The sequence below is a fragment of the Gilliamella sp. M0364 genome, from assembly GCF_016100565.1.
Taxonomy (GTDB): Bacteria; Pseudomonadota; Gammaproteobacteria; order Enterobacterales; family Orbaceae; genus Gilliamella; species Gilliamella apis.
This window is the reverse complement of sequence record NZ_JACFSF010000002.1, coordinates 221,312-241,557: the sequence shown is the minus strand read 5'-3', so window position 1 is coordinate 241,557 and position 20,246 is coordinate 221,312. Positions and strand designations below refer to the sequence as shown.

Annotated in this window: 13 protein-coding genes; 8 read left to right on the top strand and 5 right to left on the bottom strand. The window is 35.5% G+C overall.

Going from position 1 to position 20,246, the window contains the following annotated elements:
• Positions 1-48 precede the first annotated feature (48 nt).
• Positions 49-1,350, bottom strand: a complete 1,302-nt coding sequence (gene pcnB, locus H3U96_RS04870) for a polynucleotide adenylyltransferase PcnB (RefSeq protein WP_217332437.1) — start codon at positions 1,348-1,350, stop codon at positions 49-51.
• Positions 1,351-1,771: 421 nt separating this feature from the next.
• On the opposite strand from pcnB, the gene oxyR reads away from it, so the two are divergent.
• Entirely contained in the window at positions 1,772-2,698 is a 927-nt protein-coding gene (oxyR, locus tag H3U96_RS04865; protein ID WP_034902295.1) for a DNA-binding transcriptional regulator OxyR, read from the top strand.
• Positions 2,699-2,731: 33 nt separating this feature from the next.
• Positions 2,732-3,376 carry an HTH-type transcriptional repressor FabR gene (gene fabR, locus H3U96_RS04860; protein ID WP_034902293.1) on the top strand — a complete coding sequence of 215 codons (645 nt, stop codon included), beginning with the start codon at positions 2,732-2,734 and terminating at the stop codon, positions 3,374-3,376.
• A gap of 403 nt (positions 3,377-3,779) precedes the next feature.
• On the opposite strand, the gene pntB is transcribed toward fabR, so the two are convergent.
• Together pntB and pntA are read right to left on the bottom strand one after the other, a co-directional pair.
• The gene (pntB, locus tag H3U96_RS04855) at positions 3,780-5,171 is read right to left on the bottom strand and encodes a Re/Si-specific NAD(P)(+) transhydrogenase subunit beta (protein ID WP_034902291.1); all 1,392 of its coding nucleotides are present in this window, start codon (positions 5,169-5,171) and stop codon (positions 3,780-3,782) included.
• 15 nt (positions 5,172-5,186) lie between these two features.
• Positions 5,187-6,719, bottom strand: coding sequence for a Re/Si-specific NAD(P)(+) transhydrogenase subunit alpha (gene pntA / locus H3U96_RS04850; protein WP_034902289.1), 1,533 nt, complete (start codon positions 6,717-6,719; stop codon positions 5,187-5,189).
• Positions 6,720-7,082: 363 nt separating this feature from the next.
• On the opposite strand from pntA, the gene rbsK reads away from it, so the two are divergent.
• The 3 genes from rbsK to H3U96_RS04835 are packed head-to-tail and all read left to right on the top strand — an operon-like array spanning position 7,083 to position 10,639.
• Complete coding sequence (rbsK, locus tag H3U96_RS04845; protein WP_198195773.1) at positions 7,083-8,276, top strand: ribokinase; 1,194 nt, start codon at positions 7,083-7,085, stop codon at positions 8,274-8,276.
• Between the two features lie 24 nt (positions 8,277-8,300).
• Positions 8,301-9,254 (top strand): nucleoside hydrolase, encoded by a 954-nt coding sequence (locus H3U96_RS04840; protein ID WP_370545631.1) that lies wholly within the window; start codon positions 8,301-8,303, stop codon positions 9,252-9,254.
• On the top strand, positions 9,251-10,639 hold the full coding sequence (locus H3U96_RS04835; protein ID WP_034902285.1) for an MFS transporter: 1,389 nt from the start codon (positions 9,251-9,253) through the stop codon (positions 10,637-10,639). The genes H3U96_RS04840 and H3U96_RS04835 overlap by 4 nt, the downstream gene beginning before the upstream one ends.
• 50 nt (positions 10,640-10,689) lie before the next feature.
• On the opposite strand, the gene H3U96_RS04830 is transcribed toward H3U96_RS04835, so the two are convergent.
• Complete coding sequence (locus H3U96_RS04830; protein WP_034902283.1) at positions 10,690-11,415, bottom strand: DUF4198 domain-containing protein; 726 nt, start codon at positions 11,413-11,415, stop codon at positions 10,690-10,692.
• A 299-nt stretch (positions 11,416-11,714) separates the two neighbouring features.
• Here H3U96_RS04830 and mukF point away from each other — a divergent pair, with 299 nt between their 5' ends.
• Genes mukF through mukB form a run of 3 tightly spaced genes read left to right on the top strand, consistent with a single transcriptional unit; the run spans position 11,715 to position 18,233 of the window.
• Positions 11,715-13,037 (top strand): chromosome partition protein MukF, encoded by a 1,323-nt coding sequence (mukF, locus tag H3U96_RS04825; protein ID WP_086353907.1) that lies wholly within the window; start codon positions 11,715-11,717, stop codon positions 13,035-13,037.
• A gap of 43 nt (positions 13,038-13,080) precedes the next feature.
• Complete coding sequence (mukE, locus tag H3U96_RS04820) at positions 13,081-13,812, top strand: chromosome partition protein MukE (protein WP_081298793.1); 732 nt, start codon at positions 13,081-13,083, stop codon at positions 13,810-13,812.
• Positions 13,813-13,814: 2 nt separating this feature from the next.
• Positions 13,815-18,233: a chromosome partition protein MukB gene (mukB, locus tag H3U96_RS04815; RefSeq protein WP_198195855.1), complete on the top strand. Its 4,419-nt coding sequence runs from the start codon at positions 13,815-13,817 to the stop codon at positions 18,231-18,233.
• 103 nt (positions 18,234-18,336) lie between these two features.
• Here the strand turns inward: mukB and lepA are convergent, their stop codons facing one another.
• Entirely contained in the window at positions 18,337-20,133 is a 1,797-nt protein-coding gene (gene lepA / locus H3U96_RS04810) for a translation elongation factor 4 (protein WP_232347737.1), read from the bottom strand.
• Positions 20,134-20,246: the final 113 nt, after the last annotated feature.

Genomic DNA, 20,246 nt, shown 5'->3' with positions numbered 1-20,246 from the left:
TTTTAATTAAAACATTATAGCGGTTATTTATAAAAGTGCGAATGAAAATTAACGTTTAGTTCGTCGTTTATTACTTTTGCCTAATTGTTTAACCATAAATATTTTTCTTTCGGTGGATACATGTTGAAATTCATCCCACCATTTAGCTAAATCTAACAATTCACCTTTTTCAATAGATGATCGCATTTCTAACAAATCATAGGCAGCACGAAATTTAGGATGTTCTAAAATCACAAAGGCACGTTTCCCTTCTCGTTTCTTCATTCTTAATTGTAAACGCCATATATCACTCATTATATTTGTTAATCGTTTGGGTATTGCGATAATTTGACACTGTTCGCTTAACACATCATTAATGGCCATAGAAAAAGAATCATAATACTGAAGGCCGCTTTCAATACAATTGATCTGAGTCTGTTCTATAATTGGATACCAAAAAAAGGCTGCGTATAAAAAAGCAGGATTGACACGTTGCTCGTTTGCTATTCGATAATCAGTATTTTTTAATACGTGAGCAATAATTTTCTCCAAATTGCCATTATTATTGTGTACAAATAAATGTTCAACTACCGGGAAAAGTTGTTCAAATAATTGGTATTGTTTTAATAAGATATAAGTATTGTAACCATGACCAGATTGTAATAATTTTAAAGATTCATCGAAAAGTCGTGCCGATGGAATATTTTTTAGCAACGGGGCTAGCGTTTTAATGGGATCAGCCGTTGCTTGATCTATTTTCATGTTAAGTTTGGCGGCAAAACGAATTGTTCTTAACATTCTAACCGGATCTTCACGATACCTTGTTTGTGGATCGCCAATTAATCGAATAACGCCATTTTTTAAATCGTTTAATCCGCCACAATAATCACGGATAGTAAAGTCTTTAACATTGTAATAAAGGGCATTCATCGTGAAGTCCCGTCGGATAGCATCTTGTTCAATCGTACCGTATACATTGTCACGTAATAGCATGCCAGATTGTGATCTTTTAGATATATTGGTATGTTCACTTTGACCATCATGATCACCACGAAAAGTGGCGACTTCAATTATCTCTTTACCGAACATAATGTGTGCTAAACGAAAACGTCTTCCGATCAGGCGACAATTCCGAAACACCTTTAGAATTTGTTCCGGAGTAGCATTTGTGGCAATATCAAAGTCCTTAGGTGTTTTACCTAAGAGAAGATCTCTAATACATCCACCAACTAGATAAGCTTCATATCCTTGTTTATTTAAGCGATAAAGAACTTTTAGGGCATTTTCGCTTATATTTTTACGAGAAATATTATGTTCATTGCGAGAAATGGATACATAGTGCGATTTTTGCTGTTCTTCATGCTGAAACATTTTACGATAAAAGCGAGAAACTTGTTTAAAAATAGCACACCTCAAATTAATAATAGTCTATATAGCAATCTAGCGCGCGATTATATCGCAATTACTTTTAACTTTCCATTTTTCTTAATATGGCTATGGTAAGTAGAATGATGGGATTTAGTTTATAATCATCAAAGATTCTATTTGATTTTTTAAACATAATTATCAACAATAGTAATTTATATAGTACAATTAATAAAGTTAGCCTATTAAGCATCAAGAAATTATGCATAACAACAGATTTTATCTGTATTTAAATGACTAATTAATTTTACTGAATTTGATACTCTTATTTTATAAATGATTTTTATACAAAAAACAGTAGTATTTTATATCTATTTATTATATTCCTGAGTATATAACCATTAACTGATAATTTTTTGGGGACACTATGAATATTCGTGATTTGGAATATTTTGTATCGTTAGCTGAATTTCGGCACTTTCGTAAAGCAGCAGATGCTTGTAATGTTAGTCAACCAACATTAAGTGGTCAAATCAGAAAACTTGAAGACGAATTAGGTGTAATGTTACTTGAGCGAACTAGTCGCAAAGTGTTATTTACCCAAACCGGTATGATGCTTGTTGAGCAAGCCAAAGAAATTTTACGTAATATACAAATTTTAAAAGAGATGGCTAGTCGTCAAGGTGAAGAAATGTCTGGTCCGATGCATATAGGTTTGATCCCAACTATTGCACCCTATTTATTACCGCATGTAATTACCGTTTTACACGAATCTTTTCCTCAATTAGAACTTTATTTGCATGAAGCTCAAACTGCCAATATTGTTGCTCAACTTGAGAGTGGAAAACTGGATTGTGCGATTATTGCTCAAGTAAAAGAAACAGCACAATTTATTGAATTACCACTGTTTAATGAACCTATGTTTTTAGCGGTTCCAGCAAGTGACGAATTAGCAACTAAACAAACAGTTAAGCTTTCTAATTTAAAAGGGCAAAAATTTTTAATGTTAGAAGATGGTCACTGTTTGCGTGAACATGCGATGGGATATTGTTTTCAAGTCGGAATTGATGAAGACAAACAATTTAAAGCAACGAGTTTAGAAACATTACGAAGTATGATATCTGCTGGGCGTGGTATTACCTTATTTCCAGAGCTTGCTGCACCGAATGAACGTACTCGTGATAATATTTGTTATATTCCTTGTAGTGATCCTATACCAATGCGAAGTATTGCTTTGATTTATCGACCAGGCTCTCCACTAAGAGCACGTTATGAAACTATAGCTAAAACTATTCGCGATCATATGCCAAAAGTTTTTGCAGAAAAAGAGCGGTTATTGGGGCAAACAAACTGATAACTTACATTTGTATCATGCTGAATTTTGAAAATGAAAAACATTAAAACCGGTGGTATCAGAGCGCAGCAAAAGGAAAGAACGCGTCGAAGTTTGATTGATGCTGCGTTTAATCAACTTAATGCTGAACAAGGTTTTGCAAGTTTAAGTTTGCGTGAAGTTGCTCGTGAAGCAGGTATTGCCGCTACCTCATTTTATCGACATTTTCGTGATATGGATGAATTAGGTTTAGCGATGGTTGATGAAAGTGGTTTAACTCTTCGTCAATTATTAAGACAAGCTCGAAAACGTATCGAAAAAGGTGGTAGTGTGCTTCGGACTTCTGTAACCACCTTTATTGAATTTGTAGATAAAAATCCTAAAGTATTTCTATTATTACTGCGTGAAAAAGCTGGAACTTCTTCTGCTTTTCGCTCGGCAATTGCACGTGAAATTCAGCATTTCATTGTCGAGCTTGTTGACTATTTAGATAATGCTAATCAAATGCCACATCATTATAATGAAGCTCAAGCAGAAGCGATGGTTACTATTGCTTTTAATGCTGGTGCGGAAGCGCTTGATTTTGATACTATTCAACGTCAAAAATTAATAGAAGATCTTATTTTTCAACTTCGAATGGTTTCTCGAGGGGCTTATTACCTTTATCATAAAGAACAAGTAAAACTTGAAAATCATTGATCATTTTTTCATTTTATATTTATTCCCAAATTGTAATTTAGATTTCAATAGTAATTGCCATAAATAAACTTTATTACATCATTTTATAATTATTTTAATTTATTTCCTATTTACAAACATTTCTAGCTAAATCTTCCGCAATTTATATAATTAATCCAGATGTAATACATTTCTGTTTTATGCAAATTTGTAAATCTACAGCAAAAGATATCTTAAATCAAGAAAAATAAGGTTAGGGTATTCATTGTAAAGATGGTAGTTATCATACAAAAGGTGAGATACATCGTGAAGTTACAGATCTCATTATTGGCTTTTTATCTAAAACATTCAAAAAATAAAAATTGTCATTAAACAAACTGCGACATGAAGTCGCAGTTTGTTGTTATTTATGATGGTTATATCATTATAAATTTTGTAATACTTTTTCAACACTATCTTTAGCATCACCAAATAACATGTAGCTATTTTCTTTAAAGAATAGTGGGTTTTGCACGCCAGCATAGCCGGTATTCATAGAACGTTTTGAAATAATGACAGTTTTTGCTTTCCAAACTTCTAGAACTGGCATTCCTGCAATAGGGCTATTAGGATCTTCTTCTGCCGCTGGGTTAACTGTATCGTTAGCTCCAATTACCCAAACAACATCAGTATCAGGGAAGTCATCATTGATTTCATCCATTTCCAATACAATATCATAAGGGACTTTTGCTTCAGCTAATAATACGTTCATATGGCCAGGTAAACGTCCTGCAACTGGGTGAATACCAAAGCGAACTTCTATACCCATACCACGAAGTTTTTCAGTAATGTTACTAACTGCGCCTTGAGCTTGAGCAACAGCCATACCATAACCTGGTACAATAATCACTGAACGAGCTTCTTTTAAGGTTTGAGCAACTTCGGCTGGTTGCATTTCACGGTATTCACCTTGTTCTTCTTCTGATGAGCTTGATGAACTGCCATCACTACCAAAACCACCGGCAATTACGCTGATAAATGAACGATTCATTGCTTTACACATAATGTAAGAAAGAATTGCACCTGAAGAACCAACCAAAGCACCAGTAACAATAAGTAAGTCATTACCTAACATAAATCCTGCTGCTGCTGCGGCCCAACCAGAATATGAGTTAAGCATTGAAATAACCACTGGCATATCGGCGCCACCAATTGAAGCAACAAGATGGAAGCCAAACACTAATGCAATGATTGTCATAACTAGTAAACTAACAAGTGCGCCTGCGCCAGTTTTTACACCAATAAAAGTAAACATTAAAATTACTGATACAACAATAGCTGCTAAGTTCCAGTAGTGTTTATATGGAATAGATAGTGGTTTAGAACTAATACGACCATTTAGTTTACCAAATGCAACTACTGAACCAGAGAATGTAACCGCACCAATGAAGATACCAACAAAGATTTCAACTAAATGCACAGTTAATTCATTGCTGGTAATCATTGTATGTGCATCTAAGAAACTATTAAAACCAACAAGAACCGCCGCCATACCAACAAAACTATGGAGAAGCGCAACCAGTTCTGGCATTTGGGTCATTTCTACTTTCTTAGCAAGATATAGACCGATAGCTGCACCAATAACCATAGCAATAATGATCCAGTGCAGTCCACCTTTGATACTAGCAACAGCAGCAATAAGTGCAATTGCCATACCAATCATGCCATAAATGTTTCCAGATTTAGCTGATTCTTGATTTGATAGGCCTCGTAAACTAAAGATAAACAGTAATGCAGCAATAACATAAGCTGCTTGAATGATTCCATGACTTAACATTATCAATAATCTCCTTTACTTGCCACGTTGGAACATTTTTAGCATTCTTTGGGTAACAAAGAATCCACCAAAAATATTGATACTAGCAATCAAAATAGCAACGAAGGCAATCGCCGTAGTTAAGCCATTATCATCACCGACTTGCAATATTGCACCGACTAATATAATACCGGATATAGCATTAGTAACTGACATTAGTGGTGTATGTAATGAATGGGTTACATTCCATACTACGTAATAACCAACTACACATGATAAAGCAAATACAGTAAAGTGGCCTAAAAAGCTCTCAGGCACAGAGTTTGCTAACCAGAAATAGGCAATAATTAATAAAGCAAAAATACCATATTTTTTGGCTGGTGACATTGGTTTAGGTTCAGGTTTAGCCACAGGCTCAACCGCTTTTTTCTGTGGTTGTGCTGAAACTTGAATCGGTGGTGCAGGCCAAGTGATTTCTTTATCTTTGACTACTGTTACGCCACGAATAACCACATCTTCAAAGTTGATATCAATATTACCATCTTTTTCTTTAGCAAGTAGTTTTAATAAATTAACAATGTTAGTACCGTATAATTGTGATGCTTGTGCTGGCATACGGTTAGCTAAATCAGTATAACCAACAATTTTAACATTATTATCAGTTTCAAATACTTCACCTGGTTTAGTTAATTCGCAGTTACCACCAGTTAATGCTGCTAAATCAACAATAACACTGCCTGGTTTCATTGATTCAACCATCTCCTTTGAGATAAGTTTTGGTGCAGGTTTACCTGGGATTAATGCAGTAGTGATAATGATATCAACATCTTTAGCTTGTTCAGCAAATAATGCCATTTCGGCTTCGATAAATGCGGCAGACATTTGTTTAGCATAGCCGTCACCAGAGCCCGCTTCTTCTTCGAAATCTAATTCTAAGAAATCAGCTCCCATACTATTAATTTGTTCTGCAACTTCAGGTCGGGTATCGAATGCACGAACAATCGCACCTAAGCTAACCGCCGCACCAATTGCCGCCAGACCCGCTACACCCGCACCAATTACCAATACTTTTGCTGGTGGCACTTTACCTGCAGCAGTAACTTGCCCTGTAAAGAAACGGCCGAATTGGTTTGCAGCTTCAATAACTGAACGGTAACCGGCAATATTAGACATTGAACTTAATGCATCAAGAGATTGAGCTCGTGAAATACGAGGTACACAATCCATTGCCATTACAGTAATATTTTTAGTTGCAAGTTTTTCTAAAAGATCTTTATGTTGCGCAGGATAAATATAACTGATAAGTGTTAATCCCTCTTTCATTAGAGCGATTTCTTCATCAGTTGGCGCATGAAATTTTAAAATAAGATCATTTTGCCAAATATCCTTTGTACTTTGAATAGTGGCTCCAGCATCAATAAAAGCTTGGTCTTCGAAATGAGCAGCATGTCCAGCACCTTGTTCTACTGAAACTGTAAATCCTAGTTTTAACAGTTGTCCAACGGTTTGAGGTGTTGCTGCAACTCTAGCTTCATTGGCTAACCGTTCTTTTGGTATACCGATATGCATTGCGTTACATCCTTATGTTAAGAAAGATTATTCATGTTTTGCGATTTTAGCATAAATTAGCGACAGTGCGAGTACGGAATTAATTTTTTATTATCGAAATTAGATTATTATTTTTTATGATAACTTGATATAGGGTTATGAGTTATAGCAAAAGTATAATTGTTTTGCTGATAGTTATTAATAATAGACGTGACAATAATAAGATGGATAGTTTTTATTAAATTTTACTATTTTTAAAGCAGTCGAGTTTAACCTATCTTTGTTCCGTTTGCTTCTGTTTTATCTCATAAGTTATGATTATTATCACTCTTTTAATGATTTAATCCAGCTATACTTTGAATTAATCATCAAGAGGTTTACTTTATGTTCTTAGAAGAAAGACAAAAAGCTATCTTAGCTTATTTAGATAAACATGAAAAAGGTAGTGTCCAATATTTTTCGGAAATATTTAAAGTATCTAAAGAGACTATTAGAAAAGATCTCTCTACGCTGGCGAAACAATTATTAGTTATTCGTTGTTATGGTGGAGCCATGATTAAAAGGCATAGATTAGTAAGCAATATTACTGATAAAGAGTGTATTACCTCATTAATGACAAGATATGATAAACAAAAATTTAAAAAACGAGGAGACAGAATGAACGGTAATGTTTGTATTTTAGGTTCATTTAATGTTGATATTGTTGCACAAGTGGCAAGATTTCCCAAAGGCGGTGAGTCAATTCTAGCGCAAAAAAGTATGATTGGTCCAGGTGGAAAAGGTGCTAATCAAGCACTTGCTGCAAGTCATGCCGATGCAAAAGTTCATTTTGTCGCAAAAGTTGGAACCGATCAATTTAGTCAATTTGCTCATGATCATCTATCTTCATCAAAAATTAACTCATTTACTTTGTATCAATCAGATAAAGAACCTACTGGCAATGCTGTCATTTATGTTTCTGAAGAGAATGGCGAGAATATGATTGCCATCTATCCTGGTGCAAATTTAACAATTACTGATAAAGAAATTGTAATGTTAGAAAGTTATCTCAAACAATCTGATATTCTATTAGTTCAACTTGAAAATAATATTGATGCCGTTTTAAATGCAATGAAATTAGCTAAAGCAATGGGGGTTAAAGTGGTGTTAAATCCCGCGCCTTATTCTAAAGATATTCAACAGTTATTATCTTATATCGATATTATTACTCCGAATGAAACTGAAGCAAGTTTAATGTCAGGAGTTGAAGTTAATGATTTCGATAGTGCCAAGCTTGCAGCAGAAAAAATTTATTCATTAGGTATTCAAACAGTCATTATTACTTTAGGTAGTAAAGGTTCTCTTATTTATGATGGTAAACATCATCAACATATTAAGCCTTTCTTAGCTGTTCCTGTTGATACAACTGGTGCTGGCGATGCTTTTAATGGAGCTTTTTGTGCTTCATTGGCTAAAGGAGAAACTCTTTATCAAGCAGCAGTTTATGCTTCAGCTTTTGCATCTTTAGCCGTTGAGCATGAAGGTGCATCAAATATGCCATCGCATCAAAATGTGCTTAAACGAATGGCAAATATATAAATTTACTTGAGGAACCGATTTATGATGAATCAGCCAAAAAAAATTATCCTTGATTGCGATCCCGGTCATGATGATGCTATCGCACTTTTATTAGCTCATGGTAATCCAAATATTGAATTGCTAGCGGTAACTACGGTTGTTGGTAACCAAACATTAGAAAAAGTAACTCGTAATGCATTATCTGTTGCACGTATCGCTAATATTACTAATGTTCCCTTTGCTGCTGGAGCGGTAAGACCTTTAATTAGAAATGTAGAAGTGGCACCGGATATTCATGGTGACTCTGGACTTGATGGCCCCGTTTTACCTGAACCGGCAATTCAATTAGATAAAAGGCATGCTATTGATTTAATTATTGATACCATCATGTCACATCCCCCTAAAACAGTCACATTAGTTCCAACAGGCGGTTTAACTAATATTGCAATGGCGGTACGTAAAGAGCCGAAAATTGTTGAACGAGTAAAAGAAGTTGTTTTGATGGGCGGTGGGTATCATGTTGGCAACTGGAGTGCTGTTGCTGAGTTTAATATCAAGATAGATCCAGAAGCAGCTCACATAGTATTTAATGAAAAATGGCCAGTTACTATGGTTGGATTAGATCTTACCCATCAAGCATTAGCTACACCAGATGTAATTGAAAAAATATCTGCAATAAAAACAAAACCAGCTAAATTTGTTTTGGAAATGTTGGAATTCTTCGGAAAAATGTATAAACAAGCTCAAGGTTTTACTTATCCGCCAGTTCATGACCCTTGCGCTGTTGCTTATGTTATTAATCCTGAGTTAATAAAAACTAAACGAGTACCAGTTGATATTGAATTGACAGGTACATTAACTTTAGGAATGACCGTGGCTGATTTTCGTTTCCCTCCTGATGATAGTTGTCATACTCAGGTTGCAACTGAACTTGATCATACTGGTTTTTGGGATTTAATTGTTGACTCCCTAGAACGAATAGGTGAGGTTAATCTATGATTGAAAAAAGTAAAGATAAATCCAGTGTATTTACACTGATGATGGCTTTGCTTGCTGCATGTGTTGCTTTCCAACTTAATGCTAGTATGTTAAGCCCTGTATTAGTAACCATAGCAAAAGAGTTAGGAACTAATGATGCTGCTGTTGGGCTATCGCAAACCTCGTTTTTCACAGCAGCGGCTTTATTTTCATTATTTTTACCACGATTAAGTGATATAAAAGGGCGAAAAAAAGTCTTAACTGCTATGTTATTAATCATGACATTAGGTACAGTTTTAGCTGCTGTTGCACCAAATATTGAAGTGTTATATGCCGCGCGGATTATTCAAGGTGTCTCAGGGCCAGTCGTACCTCTATGCTTGTTAATGTTAAGTTTTGAAGTAAAAGATGTTAAACAGTATGGTATGTTAATGGGAATAATAACAGCAGTAAATGGTGGTATTGCTGGTGTTGATGCGATAGCTGGCGGTCTACTTGCTACTCATTTCGGGTTTCGTTCTGTATTTTGGGTTATAGCTATAGTTGCCGCAATTTCCACTTTCTTTGTTCATCGTTTTGCCTCCGAATCTAAACCATCGGCAGGCACCAAAATGGATTGGTTAGGTGTTTTACTAATTGTTCTAACCATAGCTGCGCTATTACTCGCACTTAATGAAGCGGGTAAACTAGGTAACGCAAATTGGTTGATTGTGGTAGGATTAACTCTGTTTGCTATCTTATGTTTTATTCTGTTTTGGCATGTAGAAAAAAGAAATAAACAACCGCTTGTTACCACTAATCATTTAAAAAAACGTGCTACATGGGCTTTGTTATTAACAACAACTTTAACCATGACAGGTATTTTCGCTATTGTTAATGGTTTAGTTATGTCAATTGCTCAAAATCATGAGATTGGCTTTGGATTAGAAGCTGATTGGGCTTCACTCATTTTTCTAACTCCTTATGCTTTAATTGGTTGGTTTGTGGGACCATTTTCTGGAAGATTGGCACCAACAATGGGGTATAACAATGTACTAAAATTAGGTCTTGTGGGCTGTGTTATTGGCATCTTAGTTATTATGTTTTATGGCATTCATTCTCTACCTATTTTATCCGTAGGGGTTATTGTGCTAGGTATTTTCTACGCAGGCATGGCCAATATTATTTTGAATGGCCTAGGTGTTGTTTTATCACCTAGCGAAAACCCAGGTTTTCTACCAGGTATGAATGCTGGGGCATTTAATTTAGGCGCTGGCTTAAGTTTTGCATTATTACCAGCAATTCAAATGATGAATGGTAACTCAATTGATGGTTATTTCAATGGCATGTTACTTGGATTAGTGATCACGGTATTAGCTCTACTTTGTAGTTTTCTTATACCTCGTCCAATCAATGCTGAAGTTTAATCAGATGATTAATAGGAAACGGGATAATAATCCCGTTTTTTGTATATAAATTAATCTTCTTCAGGAATTAGTGTAAAAACTAGAGTGGTAAAAAACTTATCTTGTGTCGCTAATTGGTTATCTTTAAGCGGAAAACCAATTTCAACGCCAATAACGTTTAAACCTTGGTTTGGCACAATAATAGTAGTTTGACCTTTATCATCTGTTTTCACTGTTTTATCTAAGTTATTCACCACATCAACAATAACTGCTGTGTTAGCTAGTGGTTTTCCATCTTTATACACAGTAATTGGTAAACTATCACCACGTTTCAATTTTGTCGGATCAACAGAAGGAACGATTTGTAAAGGAATATCTTCAACCATTTTAGGGTTATTAACGGATGATAAATAATTAACGCTATATTTTATGGCGTGAGTGCCATTACTGGCTCCTTTAACTTTATTCATGGGTAAATTAACATACTTACCTTCTGAATTTTTGGTCCAATAGCCATAATCAAAATCAACCGTTACTACCGCTGTTTGATCTGACGGTTCAATAGTCACAAAATTATCATGTGACTTTTTAGATATCGGTAGCAGTGACCAATTACTATTATAAGCTTTAACATCTTTTACACTTTCAGTCTTATAACCATTGTCTAAAGGCCCTTCACCTAAAACAATTTGTTTTTGATCGACTCGATTAGTAATCCATATACCATGAGCAATTACTGATTGTGAAACCAAACCAATAAAAGTCCCCAATAAAATTGATAATAATACTTTTCGCATAAATACCTCTACATTTTAAGTGAAAACGATAATCATTATCATTTTTATATTTACATAAGTCAATTCAAACCTAATGTTAATTAGATAATAAATTTGCGTTTTTTGTAATGGCAATTAGCGTATTTAAAAAAATTAATTATTGATTATTACTTCTAATAATAAATCCTAAACTTAGCTATTTTTAACTACTACAATTTGTTATATAATCGATAAAATTTTGTCCATAACACAATATATTGTGTTTCTCATATTATTTTAAGATGTCAGGCTTGCTGAACATCCTTAATTAAGGAATCACTATGATGGATTTTTCCCAATCAGTGCCAGAACTGGTCTCTTGGGCAAAAAAAAATGATTTTTCGATTGCTTTGCCTGTTGAGCGATTAGCCTTTTTATTGGCAATAGCTGTATTAAACAGTGAACGCTTCGATGGCGAAATGACTGAATCTGAATTAATCGATGGTTTTCGACATGTTTCACACATTTTTGAGCAAAGTGAAGATACTATTACTGTCCGTGCTAATAATGCGATTAATGATTTAGTACGCCAGCGTTTAATCACACGTTTTGCTAGCGAAATGACCGATGGTTATTCTATTTATCGATTGACACCTTTGGGAATTGGTATATCTGATTACTATATTCGTCAACGAGAATTCTCGACTTTACGTTTATCAATTCAACTTTCAATTGTTGCACAAGAATTAAAACGTGCCGCAGATGCTGCTCTTGAAGGTGGTGATGATTTACATTGGCATCGTAATGTTTTCGCACCTTTAAAATATTCAGTAGCTGAGATCTTTGATAGCATTGATATCACTCAGCGAGTGATGGATGAACAACAAGCTGATGTAAAACAAAATATTTCTGCATTATTAAGTCAAGATTGGCAGGCGGCAATTAGTAGCTGTGAGGGCTTACTGACAGAAACATCGCAAACCTTACGTGAATTACAAGATACATTAGCAGCGGCTGGTGATAAGTTACAAGCTAGTTTGCTGTTAATACAAGATGCGACTTTGGATAATCCTGAGTTAGATAAAATTAATAATGTAGTTATTGATTTACAAGGTAAATTAGACCGAATCATCGGTTGGGGACAAAAAGCAATAGACCTATGGATAGGTTATGATAGGCACGTTCATAAATTTATTCGTACTGCAATTGATTTAGATAAGAATCGAGTTTTTTCTCAACGATTACGCAAATCGATCCAAAGCTATTTTGATTCACCATGGTCACTTACTTTTGCGAATGCTGAACGTTTACTGGATATGCGTGACGAAGAGTTGGCATTACATGAAGCTGAAGTGACTGGTGAGTTACCTTCTGAACTCGAATTTGAAATGATTGAAGAAATTCAAGAGCACATAGTTGCACATATTGAACAAAATTTATTGATCTTTAAACAAGAAAATAAACCACTTGATATGAGTATTGCTATTCATAGTTATTTAGCACAGTTCCCTCGAGAACAGCATTTTGATATTGCAAGATTGTTTATTGATCAGGCTATTCGATTAGGTATTGCCGAAAGTGATTTACTTGGTATTCCTGCCGAATGGAAACCTATTAACGATTATGGAGCTAAGGTACAAGCACATGTCATCAACAGATACTAAAGATATAGAAATGGAACAAACTGCTCATCATCTCGATGAAGTCATGGGACGTATTGCTGCAAGTTCTCAAGCGTCTATAGATAAATATATGCCAGTGAAATTGGCTCAAGCTATTGCCAATCCAATTTTTCCTGAACTAGATAGTTTATTACGCTCAGGCCGCCATATTGGTATTGATGAACTGGACAATCATGCATTTTTGATGGATTTTCAATTTGAACTTGAACAGTTTTATCAACGTTATAATGTTGAGCTTATTCGTGCACCAGAAGGCTTTTTTTATCTCCGTCCTCGTTCAACCACTTTAATTCCCCGTTCAGTTCTTTCTGAATTAGACATGTTAGTGGGTAAAGTATTGTGTTATCTATATTTAAGCCCAGAACGATTAGCGCATGAAGGTATCTTCACTTTGCAAGAACTTTTTGATGAGCTGGTTTCCTTAGCGGATGAAAGTAAATTGTTGAAATTAGTTAATCAACGTTCAACGGGATCTGACTTAGATCGGCAAAAACTATTTGATAAAGTAAAAACCGCATTAAATCGCTTACGTCGACTAGGCATGATTTTCTTTATTGTAGGTAATGACAGTAGTCGTTTTCGTATAAATGAATCTATTTTCCGCTTTGGTGCTGATGTTCGCAGTAGTGATGATGCGCAAGAAGCGCAATTACGCTTAATTCGAGATGGTGAAGCGATTAAAATAGAATCATCACTTATTTTGGATGATGATAATAGTGAAGAACAAGATGAAGATGTTAATGAGGAGATTGAATAATGATGATGGGACACGGTAAATTTCATTCATTAACATTAATTAACTGGAACGGTTTTTTTGCTCGAACCTTTGAGCTTGATCAACTGGTTACCACGCTTTCAGGTGGTAATGGCGCAGGTAAATCAACGACTATGGCTGCATTTGTCACAGCGCTAATTCCTGATTTGACTTTATTACATTTTAGAAATACCACTGAGGCGGGTGCAACCTCCGGTTCTAGAGATAAAGGTTTACATGGTAAGTTAAAGCCAGGTGTGTGTTACTCTATGCTAGACGTTATTAACTCTCGTAATCAGCGAATTATCTGTGGTGTACGTTTACAGCAAGTAGCAGGGCGTGACAAAAAAGTAGATATTAAACCTTTTTTAATACAAGGTTTACCAGTCAATATTAGTCCAACTGAATTGGTAACAGAACGTTTAAATGATAAACAGGCTCGAATTTTATCATTACCAGAATTAAAAGATAAAATTGAGTCAATGGAAGGAGTTATTTTTAAACAATTTAACTCTATCACCGATTATCATTCAGTCATGTTTGATTTTGGTATATTACCGAAACGGTTACGCTCTTCATCCGATCGCAGTAAATATTATCGCTTGATTGAAGCTTCTCTATATGGGGGAATTTCAAGTGCTATTACACGATCATTACGTGATTATTTGTTGCCGGAAAATAGTGGTGTCAGAAAAGCCTTCCAAGATATGGAAGCAGCATTACGTGAAAATAGAATGACGCTTGAAGCTATTCGGGTAACACAATCGGATCGTGATTTATTCAAACACCTTATTACTGAGTCTACCAACTACGTTGCTGCTGACTATATGCGTCATGCTAATGAACGTAGAATTCATATCGAATCGGTTTTAGGATTGCGTCGTGACATGTTTAAAACGCAAGATCTACTGATTAGTAATCAATTTCGCCAAGTTGAAATGGCAAAAGAATTAAAAGAATATCAAGATGCTCAAAGCGATTTAGAAACGGATCTACAGGCTGCCAATGATCATCTTAACCTTGCGCAAACAGCTTTACGTCAACAAGAAAAAATAGACCGTTATCAAGCGGACTTAGATGATCTGAATTTAAAACTTGAAGAGCAAAATGAAGTTGTCCTCGAAGCCAATGAACAGTATCAAACTTACCGTGATCAGGTAGAACATACTGAGCAAGAAGTTGATGAAATAAAAAACCAATTAGCTGATTATCAACAAGCTTTAGATGTCCAGCAGACTCGGGCAATCCAATACCAACAAGCTATTCAAGCTTTAAAAAATGCTCAGCAACTATGCCAATTACCAAAATTAGGTGTAAGTAATGTTGAAAATCATTTTGAAATCTTTGAAGAAAAACAAAAAGAAGTTACTGAACAACTGTTAGAATTAGAGCAAAGACTAAGTGTTTCTGATGCCGCCATTAATCAATTTGATAGAGCTTATCAACTAGTTGTTAAATTAGTTGGGGACGTAGTGCGCAGTGATGCTTGGCGTGCCGCTAGAGAAGCATTAAAGCAGTGGCCTTCACAATGTTACCAAGCCGATCAAGCAGAACATTTACAACTGCAATTAGATGAATTAGAGCAACGCTTTTTTGAGCAAAAAGAAGCTGAATCATTATTAACTCAATTTTGTAAGCGTTTTGGTCATCAACTTAATTATGATGAGCTTGATGAATTCAAACAAGAGCTAGAAGTTCAATTAGACCAAAATGCTGAGCTTGCCAATGAATCAAGTGAAAAACGTATTGAATTTAAGCAAGAGCTTGAGCAAATTCAAACGCAAATTGGTGCTTATCGACAAAAAGCACCAGTATGGTTAAAAGCCCAAGATGCACTTATCGCATTGCAAGAACAAACAGAGCAAACGTTTACTAACAGTCATGCTGTCACGCAACATATGCAACAATTGCTTGAACAGGAACGCACTTTAGTTACACAACGTGATCAAATAAACTTCAAACGCAATCAACTTGATGCACAAATTGAACAACTCAATCAACCAAGTGGTGTTGATGATGGTCGTTTATCGACATTAGCGGAAAGGTTTAATGGTGTATTACTTTCTGAAATTTATGAAGATGTAACCATTGATGATGCGCCTTACTTTTCAGCATTATATGGTCCATCAAGACAAGCTATTGTGGTACCTGATTTATCACTGGTAAAAGCTCAACTAGAAAGCCTGACAAATAGTGAAGAAGATTATCCAGAAGATATCTATTTTATCGAAGGTGATCCATCTTCATTTGACGATAGTGTTTTTGATTGTGAAGAGATGACGAAATCCGTATTGGTTAAAACTGGTGATCGGCAATGGCGCTTTTCCAGCTTTCCTAAGGTACCTTTATTTGGCCGAGCAGCACGTGAAATTCATCTTGAAAAATTATCGGCAGAACGCGATGAACTACATGAACGTTATGCAACAATTTCATTTGATCTGCAAAAATTACAACGTATTGAGCAAAATGTTGGGCAGTTTATTGGTGAATATCTATCTGTAGCATTTGATATCGATCCAGAAGCCGAAGTGCAAAAGTTATCGACAAGACGTAATGAAATCGAACGTCAGCTCTTGGCACAAGAAAGTATTGATAAACAAAATCAACAACAAGTTGCAAATTGTAAAGAGCAGTTAATCACAGTAAATCGATTGGTAGCTCAAATGCATTTATTGGCTGATGATGATTTAGCGGATCGGGTTGATGATCTACGTGAGCAAGTTGCTGAAGCGCAAGAGGCCGCGCAATATGTTAGTCGTCATCGCCATACTATTGCCGAACTTGAACCCATTGTTGCAGTATTGCAAAGTGATCCTGAGCAGAATGAATCATTACGTGAGCAGTACAATACTGTTAAAGCTCAGCAGCAAACCATTCGCCAACAAGTTTTTGCTTTAACGGAAGTGATGCAACGTCGTGCTCATTTTAGCTATGAAGATTCAGCTGGTATGTTGAATGAAAATAGTGATCTCAATGAAAAATTACGTACTCGATTAGAAGTTGTTGAAGGACAACGAGGTGAAGCTCGTCGTCAAATGCAACAGTATCAAGATAAATATAATCAATACAATCAAACATTAGCATCACTTAAAAGTGCATTTGAAACTAAGCGAGACATGCTTAATGAATTGCATAAAGAGATCGAACAAATTGGTGTTAAAGCGGATGCAATCACTGAAGAGCGAGCACGTATCCGTCGTGATGAAATTCATCAAAAACTCAATAGTAATCGCCAACAATGCACGTCTTTGGAAAAACAACTTATTATGTGTGAAAGCGAAATGACGCAAATGCAAAAACGCTTAACACAAACACTGCGTGATTATAAACAGTTACGTGAACAAGTTGTTGAAGCAAAAGCTGGTTGGTGTTTAGTGTTACGACTCGTTAAAGAAAACAGTGTAGAACGACGATTACATCGACGAGAATTGGCTTATCTCAGCGCTGATGAACTACGTTCTATGTCGGATAAAGCACTTGGTTCATTGCGTTTAGCGGTAAATGATAATGAACACTTACGTGATGTATTAAGATTATCCGAAGATCCGAAACGACCAGAACGTAAAATCCAATTTTATATCGCGGTTTATAAACATTTACGTGAACGAATTCGCCAAGATATCGTCAAAACTGATGATCCGATTGAAGCTATTGAACAAATGGAAATTGAGTTGTCACGCTTAACTGAAGAACTTACTTCACGAGAACAGCAATTGGCTATTAGTTCAAAAAGTGTGGCTAATATTATTCGTAAAACTATACAACGTGAACAAAACCGTATTCGTATGCTTAATCAAGGATTACAAGCAGTGGCATTTGGTCAGGTTAATGGTGTTCGTTTGAATGTTAGTATTCGTGAGGCACACTCTTCATTATTAGCTGCATTAGCTGATGATCAAAATGAACATCAGGATTTATTTAGTAATAATCGTATTACTTTCTCAGAAGCGTTAGCGAAACTTTATCAACGTCTGAATCCACATATTGATATGGGGCAACGAACTGCACAAAATATTGGTGAAGAGTTGCTAGATTATCGAAACTATTTAGAGATGGATGTGGAAGTTAATCGTGGTGCTGATGGTTGGTTACGTGCTGAAAGTGGTGCTTTATCAACGGGGGAAGCGATTGGTACAGGTATGTCTATTCTACTAATGGTTATTCAAAGTTGGGAAGAAGAGTCTAAACGTCTGCGCAATAAGGATATTTCACCATGTCGCTTATTATTCTTAGATGAAGCGGCACGTCTTGATGCTAAATCGATTGCGACGCTCTTTGAGCTTTGTGAACGATTAGAAATGCAACTTATTATCGCTGCTCCAGAAAATATCAGTCCGGAAAAAGGTACCACCTATAAATTAGTGCGTAAAGTGATCAACAACCAAGAACATGTACATGTTGTTGGATTGAAAGGCTTTGCTTAGTTATTACTGACTAAAAACAGTTTCGCCGGCAAATGCCGGCGAAATTGTTATTTAATGTTGATTAATTATGTAAGCAATGGTTAATTTCAACTAGCCTACATCATTAATGAATATCCAACACGGCATGAAAGGCCTCTTGAGGAATATCAACACCGCCAAATTTACGTTGTCTAATCTTATTCTCTTTAATATTTTTAGCGATTTTTTTCTTTTTCGATGCCGAACCCGAATATCCACGACCGGTGACACTTTTACGTAAAGGTGGAATGTCTTCGCGTGCAATGACTTTATTTTCGACTACTGATTGAACCGGCATTGGATAGAGTTTGCGAGGAATAACATGTTTCATCTTCTGCACAATTTGCTTGCCTCGTTCAAAGCTTTTATCGCGTGGCAAAATAAAAGAAAACGCATCGACAATCTCATCATTCAACCAAATATCCATTTTTACCAAATCCGATGCAATATAGCTTCTATCACGATAATCTATAGATGCATAGCCATGAGTAATCGATTTAAGTGAATCATAAAAATTGTATGCAATTTCTGAAATTGGCAATTTAAAGGTTAATTCTGCCATTTTATTATTCAGATAAATCATATCGACGTAGATACCTCGTTTTTCCTGACAAAGTTCCATAATCTCGCCAATATTTTCCATAGGAATAATAATTGCTGCATCTATAAATGGTTCTTCAATATAGTCAATTTTTTCAAAACTCGGCAACAACATAGGATTATTAACGTTTATGATTTCACTATTTTTTAATGTTACACGGTATTCAACACTAGGAAAGGTAGAGAGAATTTCGATACCATATTCTCGTTCAAGTCTTTCTTGAATAATCTCCATATGTAAAATGCCTAAAAAACCACAACGAAATCCTGCGCCAAGGGCCATTGAGTTTTCTTGTTTATAAATAAATGCAGAATCATTAAGCGATAATTTTTCCACCGCATCTTTCAATTTTTCTTGGTCTTCATTTTTTATTGGAAATAATCCAGCATAAACCATAGGTTTGACTTCTTTATAACCAGGTACTGCTTCGGTATTTGGGTGATTAGGATCAATTAGGGTATCACCGACTTTAACATTTGCGACGATTTTAATATTAGTCGAAATATATCCAACTTCACCTGCATCAAGTAAATCAACAGTTTTCATTGCTGGTAAAAATACGCCCGTTTGTAATGCTTCGAACTCAATATCACTTTTGAGCATTTTAATTTTCATTCCGGTATGAATGGCACCATTAAAAACGCGTACGTGTAGCACTACACCGCGATACACATCATAATGAGAATCAAAGATTAACGCTTGCAGTGGCTTATCTTTATTACCTTCTGGCGCAGGAATGTTTTCAACGATCGATTCTAAAATATTATCAACTCCTACGCCGGTTTTAGCTGAAGCTAAAATAACTTTATCTAAGTTTATGCCATCTAACTCTTCGATTTCTTTAATCACGCTGTTAACATCCGCATTCGGCATATCGACTTTATTGATAACTGGAATAATAGTTAAATTCTGCTCTTGAGCCAGTTTTAAATTAGCAATTGTTTGTGCTTGTACGCCTTGGGTTGCATCAACTAGCAACAAAGCTCCTTCACAAGCAGCTAAACTGCGTGAAACTTCATAATTAAAATCAGTATGTCCAGGGGTATCGATGAGATTAAGCTCATATTCAATATTATTAGAAGCTTTATAGTACATGCGTACAGTTTGTAACTTAATTGTAATACCACGTTCTCTTTCGAGATCCATGTTATCTAATAATTGCTCTTTCATATCACGTTCAGAGACAGTATTGGTCATCTCAATTAATCTATCTGCCAGTGTTGATTTACCGTGATCGATATGGGCAATAATACAAAAATTTCTTATATTATTTGGGTTCATGTTAATTTCTCCCATACTTTTCTTAAATGTTGGCGTGAACTATAATGGTTAGAGTAACTCTAAGTCAAGTTTAGCCAAATTATCATACTTGCTAATCTATTTAATTGATTTTT

Bases quoted from the DNA above. Each gene is read 5' to 3' on its own strand.
- pcnB (WP_217332437.1), bottom strand. From the start codon at position 1,350: ATGTTTCAGCATGAAGAACAGCAAAAATCGCACTATGTATCCATTTCT.
- oxyR (WP_034902295.1), top strand. From the start codon at position 1,772: ATGAATATTCGTGATTTGGAATATTTTGTATCGTTAGCTGAATTTCGG.
- fabR (WP_034902293.1), top strand. From the start codon at position 2,732: ATGAAAAACATTAAAACCGGTGGTATCAGAGCGCAGCAAAAGGAAAGA.
- pntB (WP_034902291.1), bottom strand. From the start codon at position 5,171: ATGTTAAGTCATGGAATCATTCAAGCAGCTTATGTTATTGCTGCATTA.
- pntA (WP_034902289.1), bottom strand. From the start codon at position 6,719: ATGCATATCGGTATACCAAAAGAACGGTTAGCCAATGAAGCTAGAGTT.
- rbsK (WP_198195773.1), top strand. From the start codon at position 7,083: ATGTTCTTAGAAGAAAGACAAAAAGCTATCTTAGCTTATTTAGATAAA.
- H3U96_RS04840 (WP_370545631.1), top strand. From the start codon at position 8,301: ATGAATCAGCCAAAAAAAATTATCCTTGATTGCGATCCCGGTCATGAT.
- H3U96_RS04835 (WP_034902285.1), top strand. From the start codon at position 9,251: ATGATTGAAAAAAGTAAAGATAAATCCAGTGTATTTACACTGATGATG.
- H3U96_RS04830 (WP_034902283.1), bottom strand. From the start codon at position 11,415: ATGCGAAAAGTATTATTATCAATTTTATTGGGGACTTTTATTGGTTTG.
- mukF (WP_086353907.1), top strand. From the start codon at position 11,715: ATGATGGATTTTTCCCAATCAGTGCCAGAACTGGTCTCTTGGGCAAAA.
- mukE (WP_081298793.1), top strand. From the start codon at position 13,081: ATGGGACGTATTGCTGCAAGTTCTCAAGCGTCTATAGATAAATATATG.
- mukB (WP_198195855.1), top strand. From the start codon at position 13,815: ATGATGGGACACGGTAAATTTCATTCATTAACATTAATTAACTGGAAC.
- lepA (WP_232347737.1), bottom strand. From the start codon at position 20,133: ATGAACCCAAATAATATAAGAAATTTTTGTATTATTGCCCATATCGAT.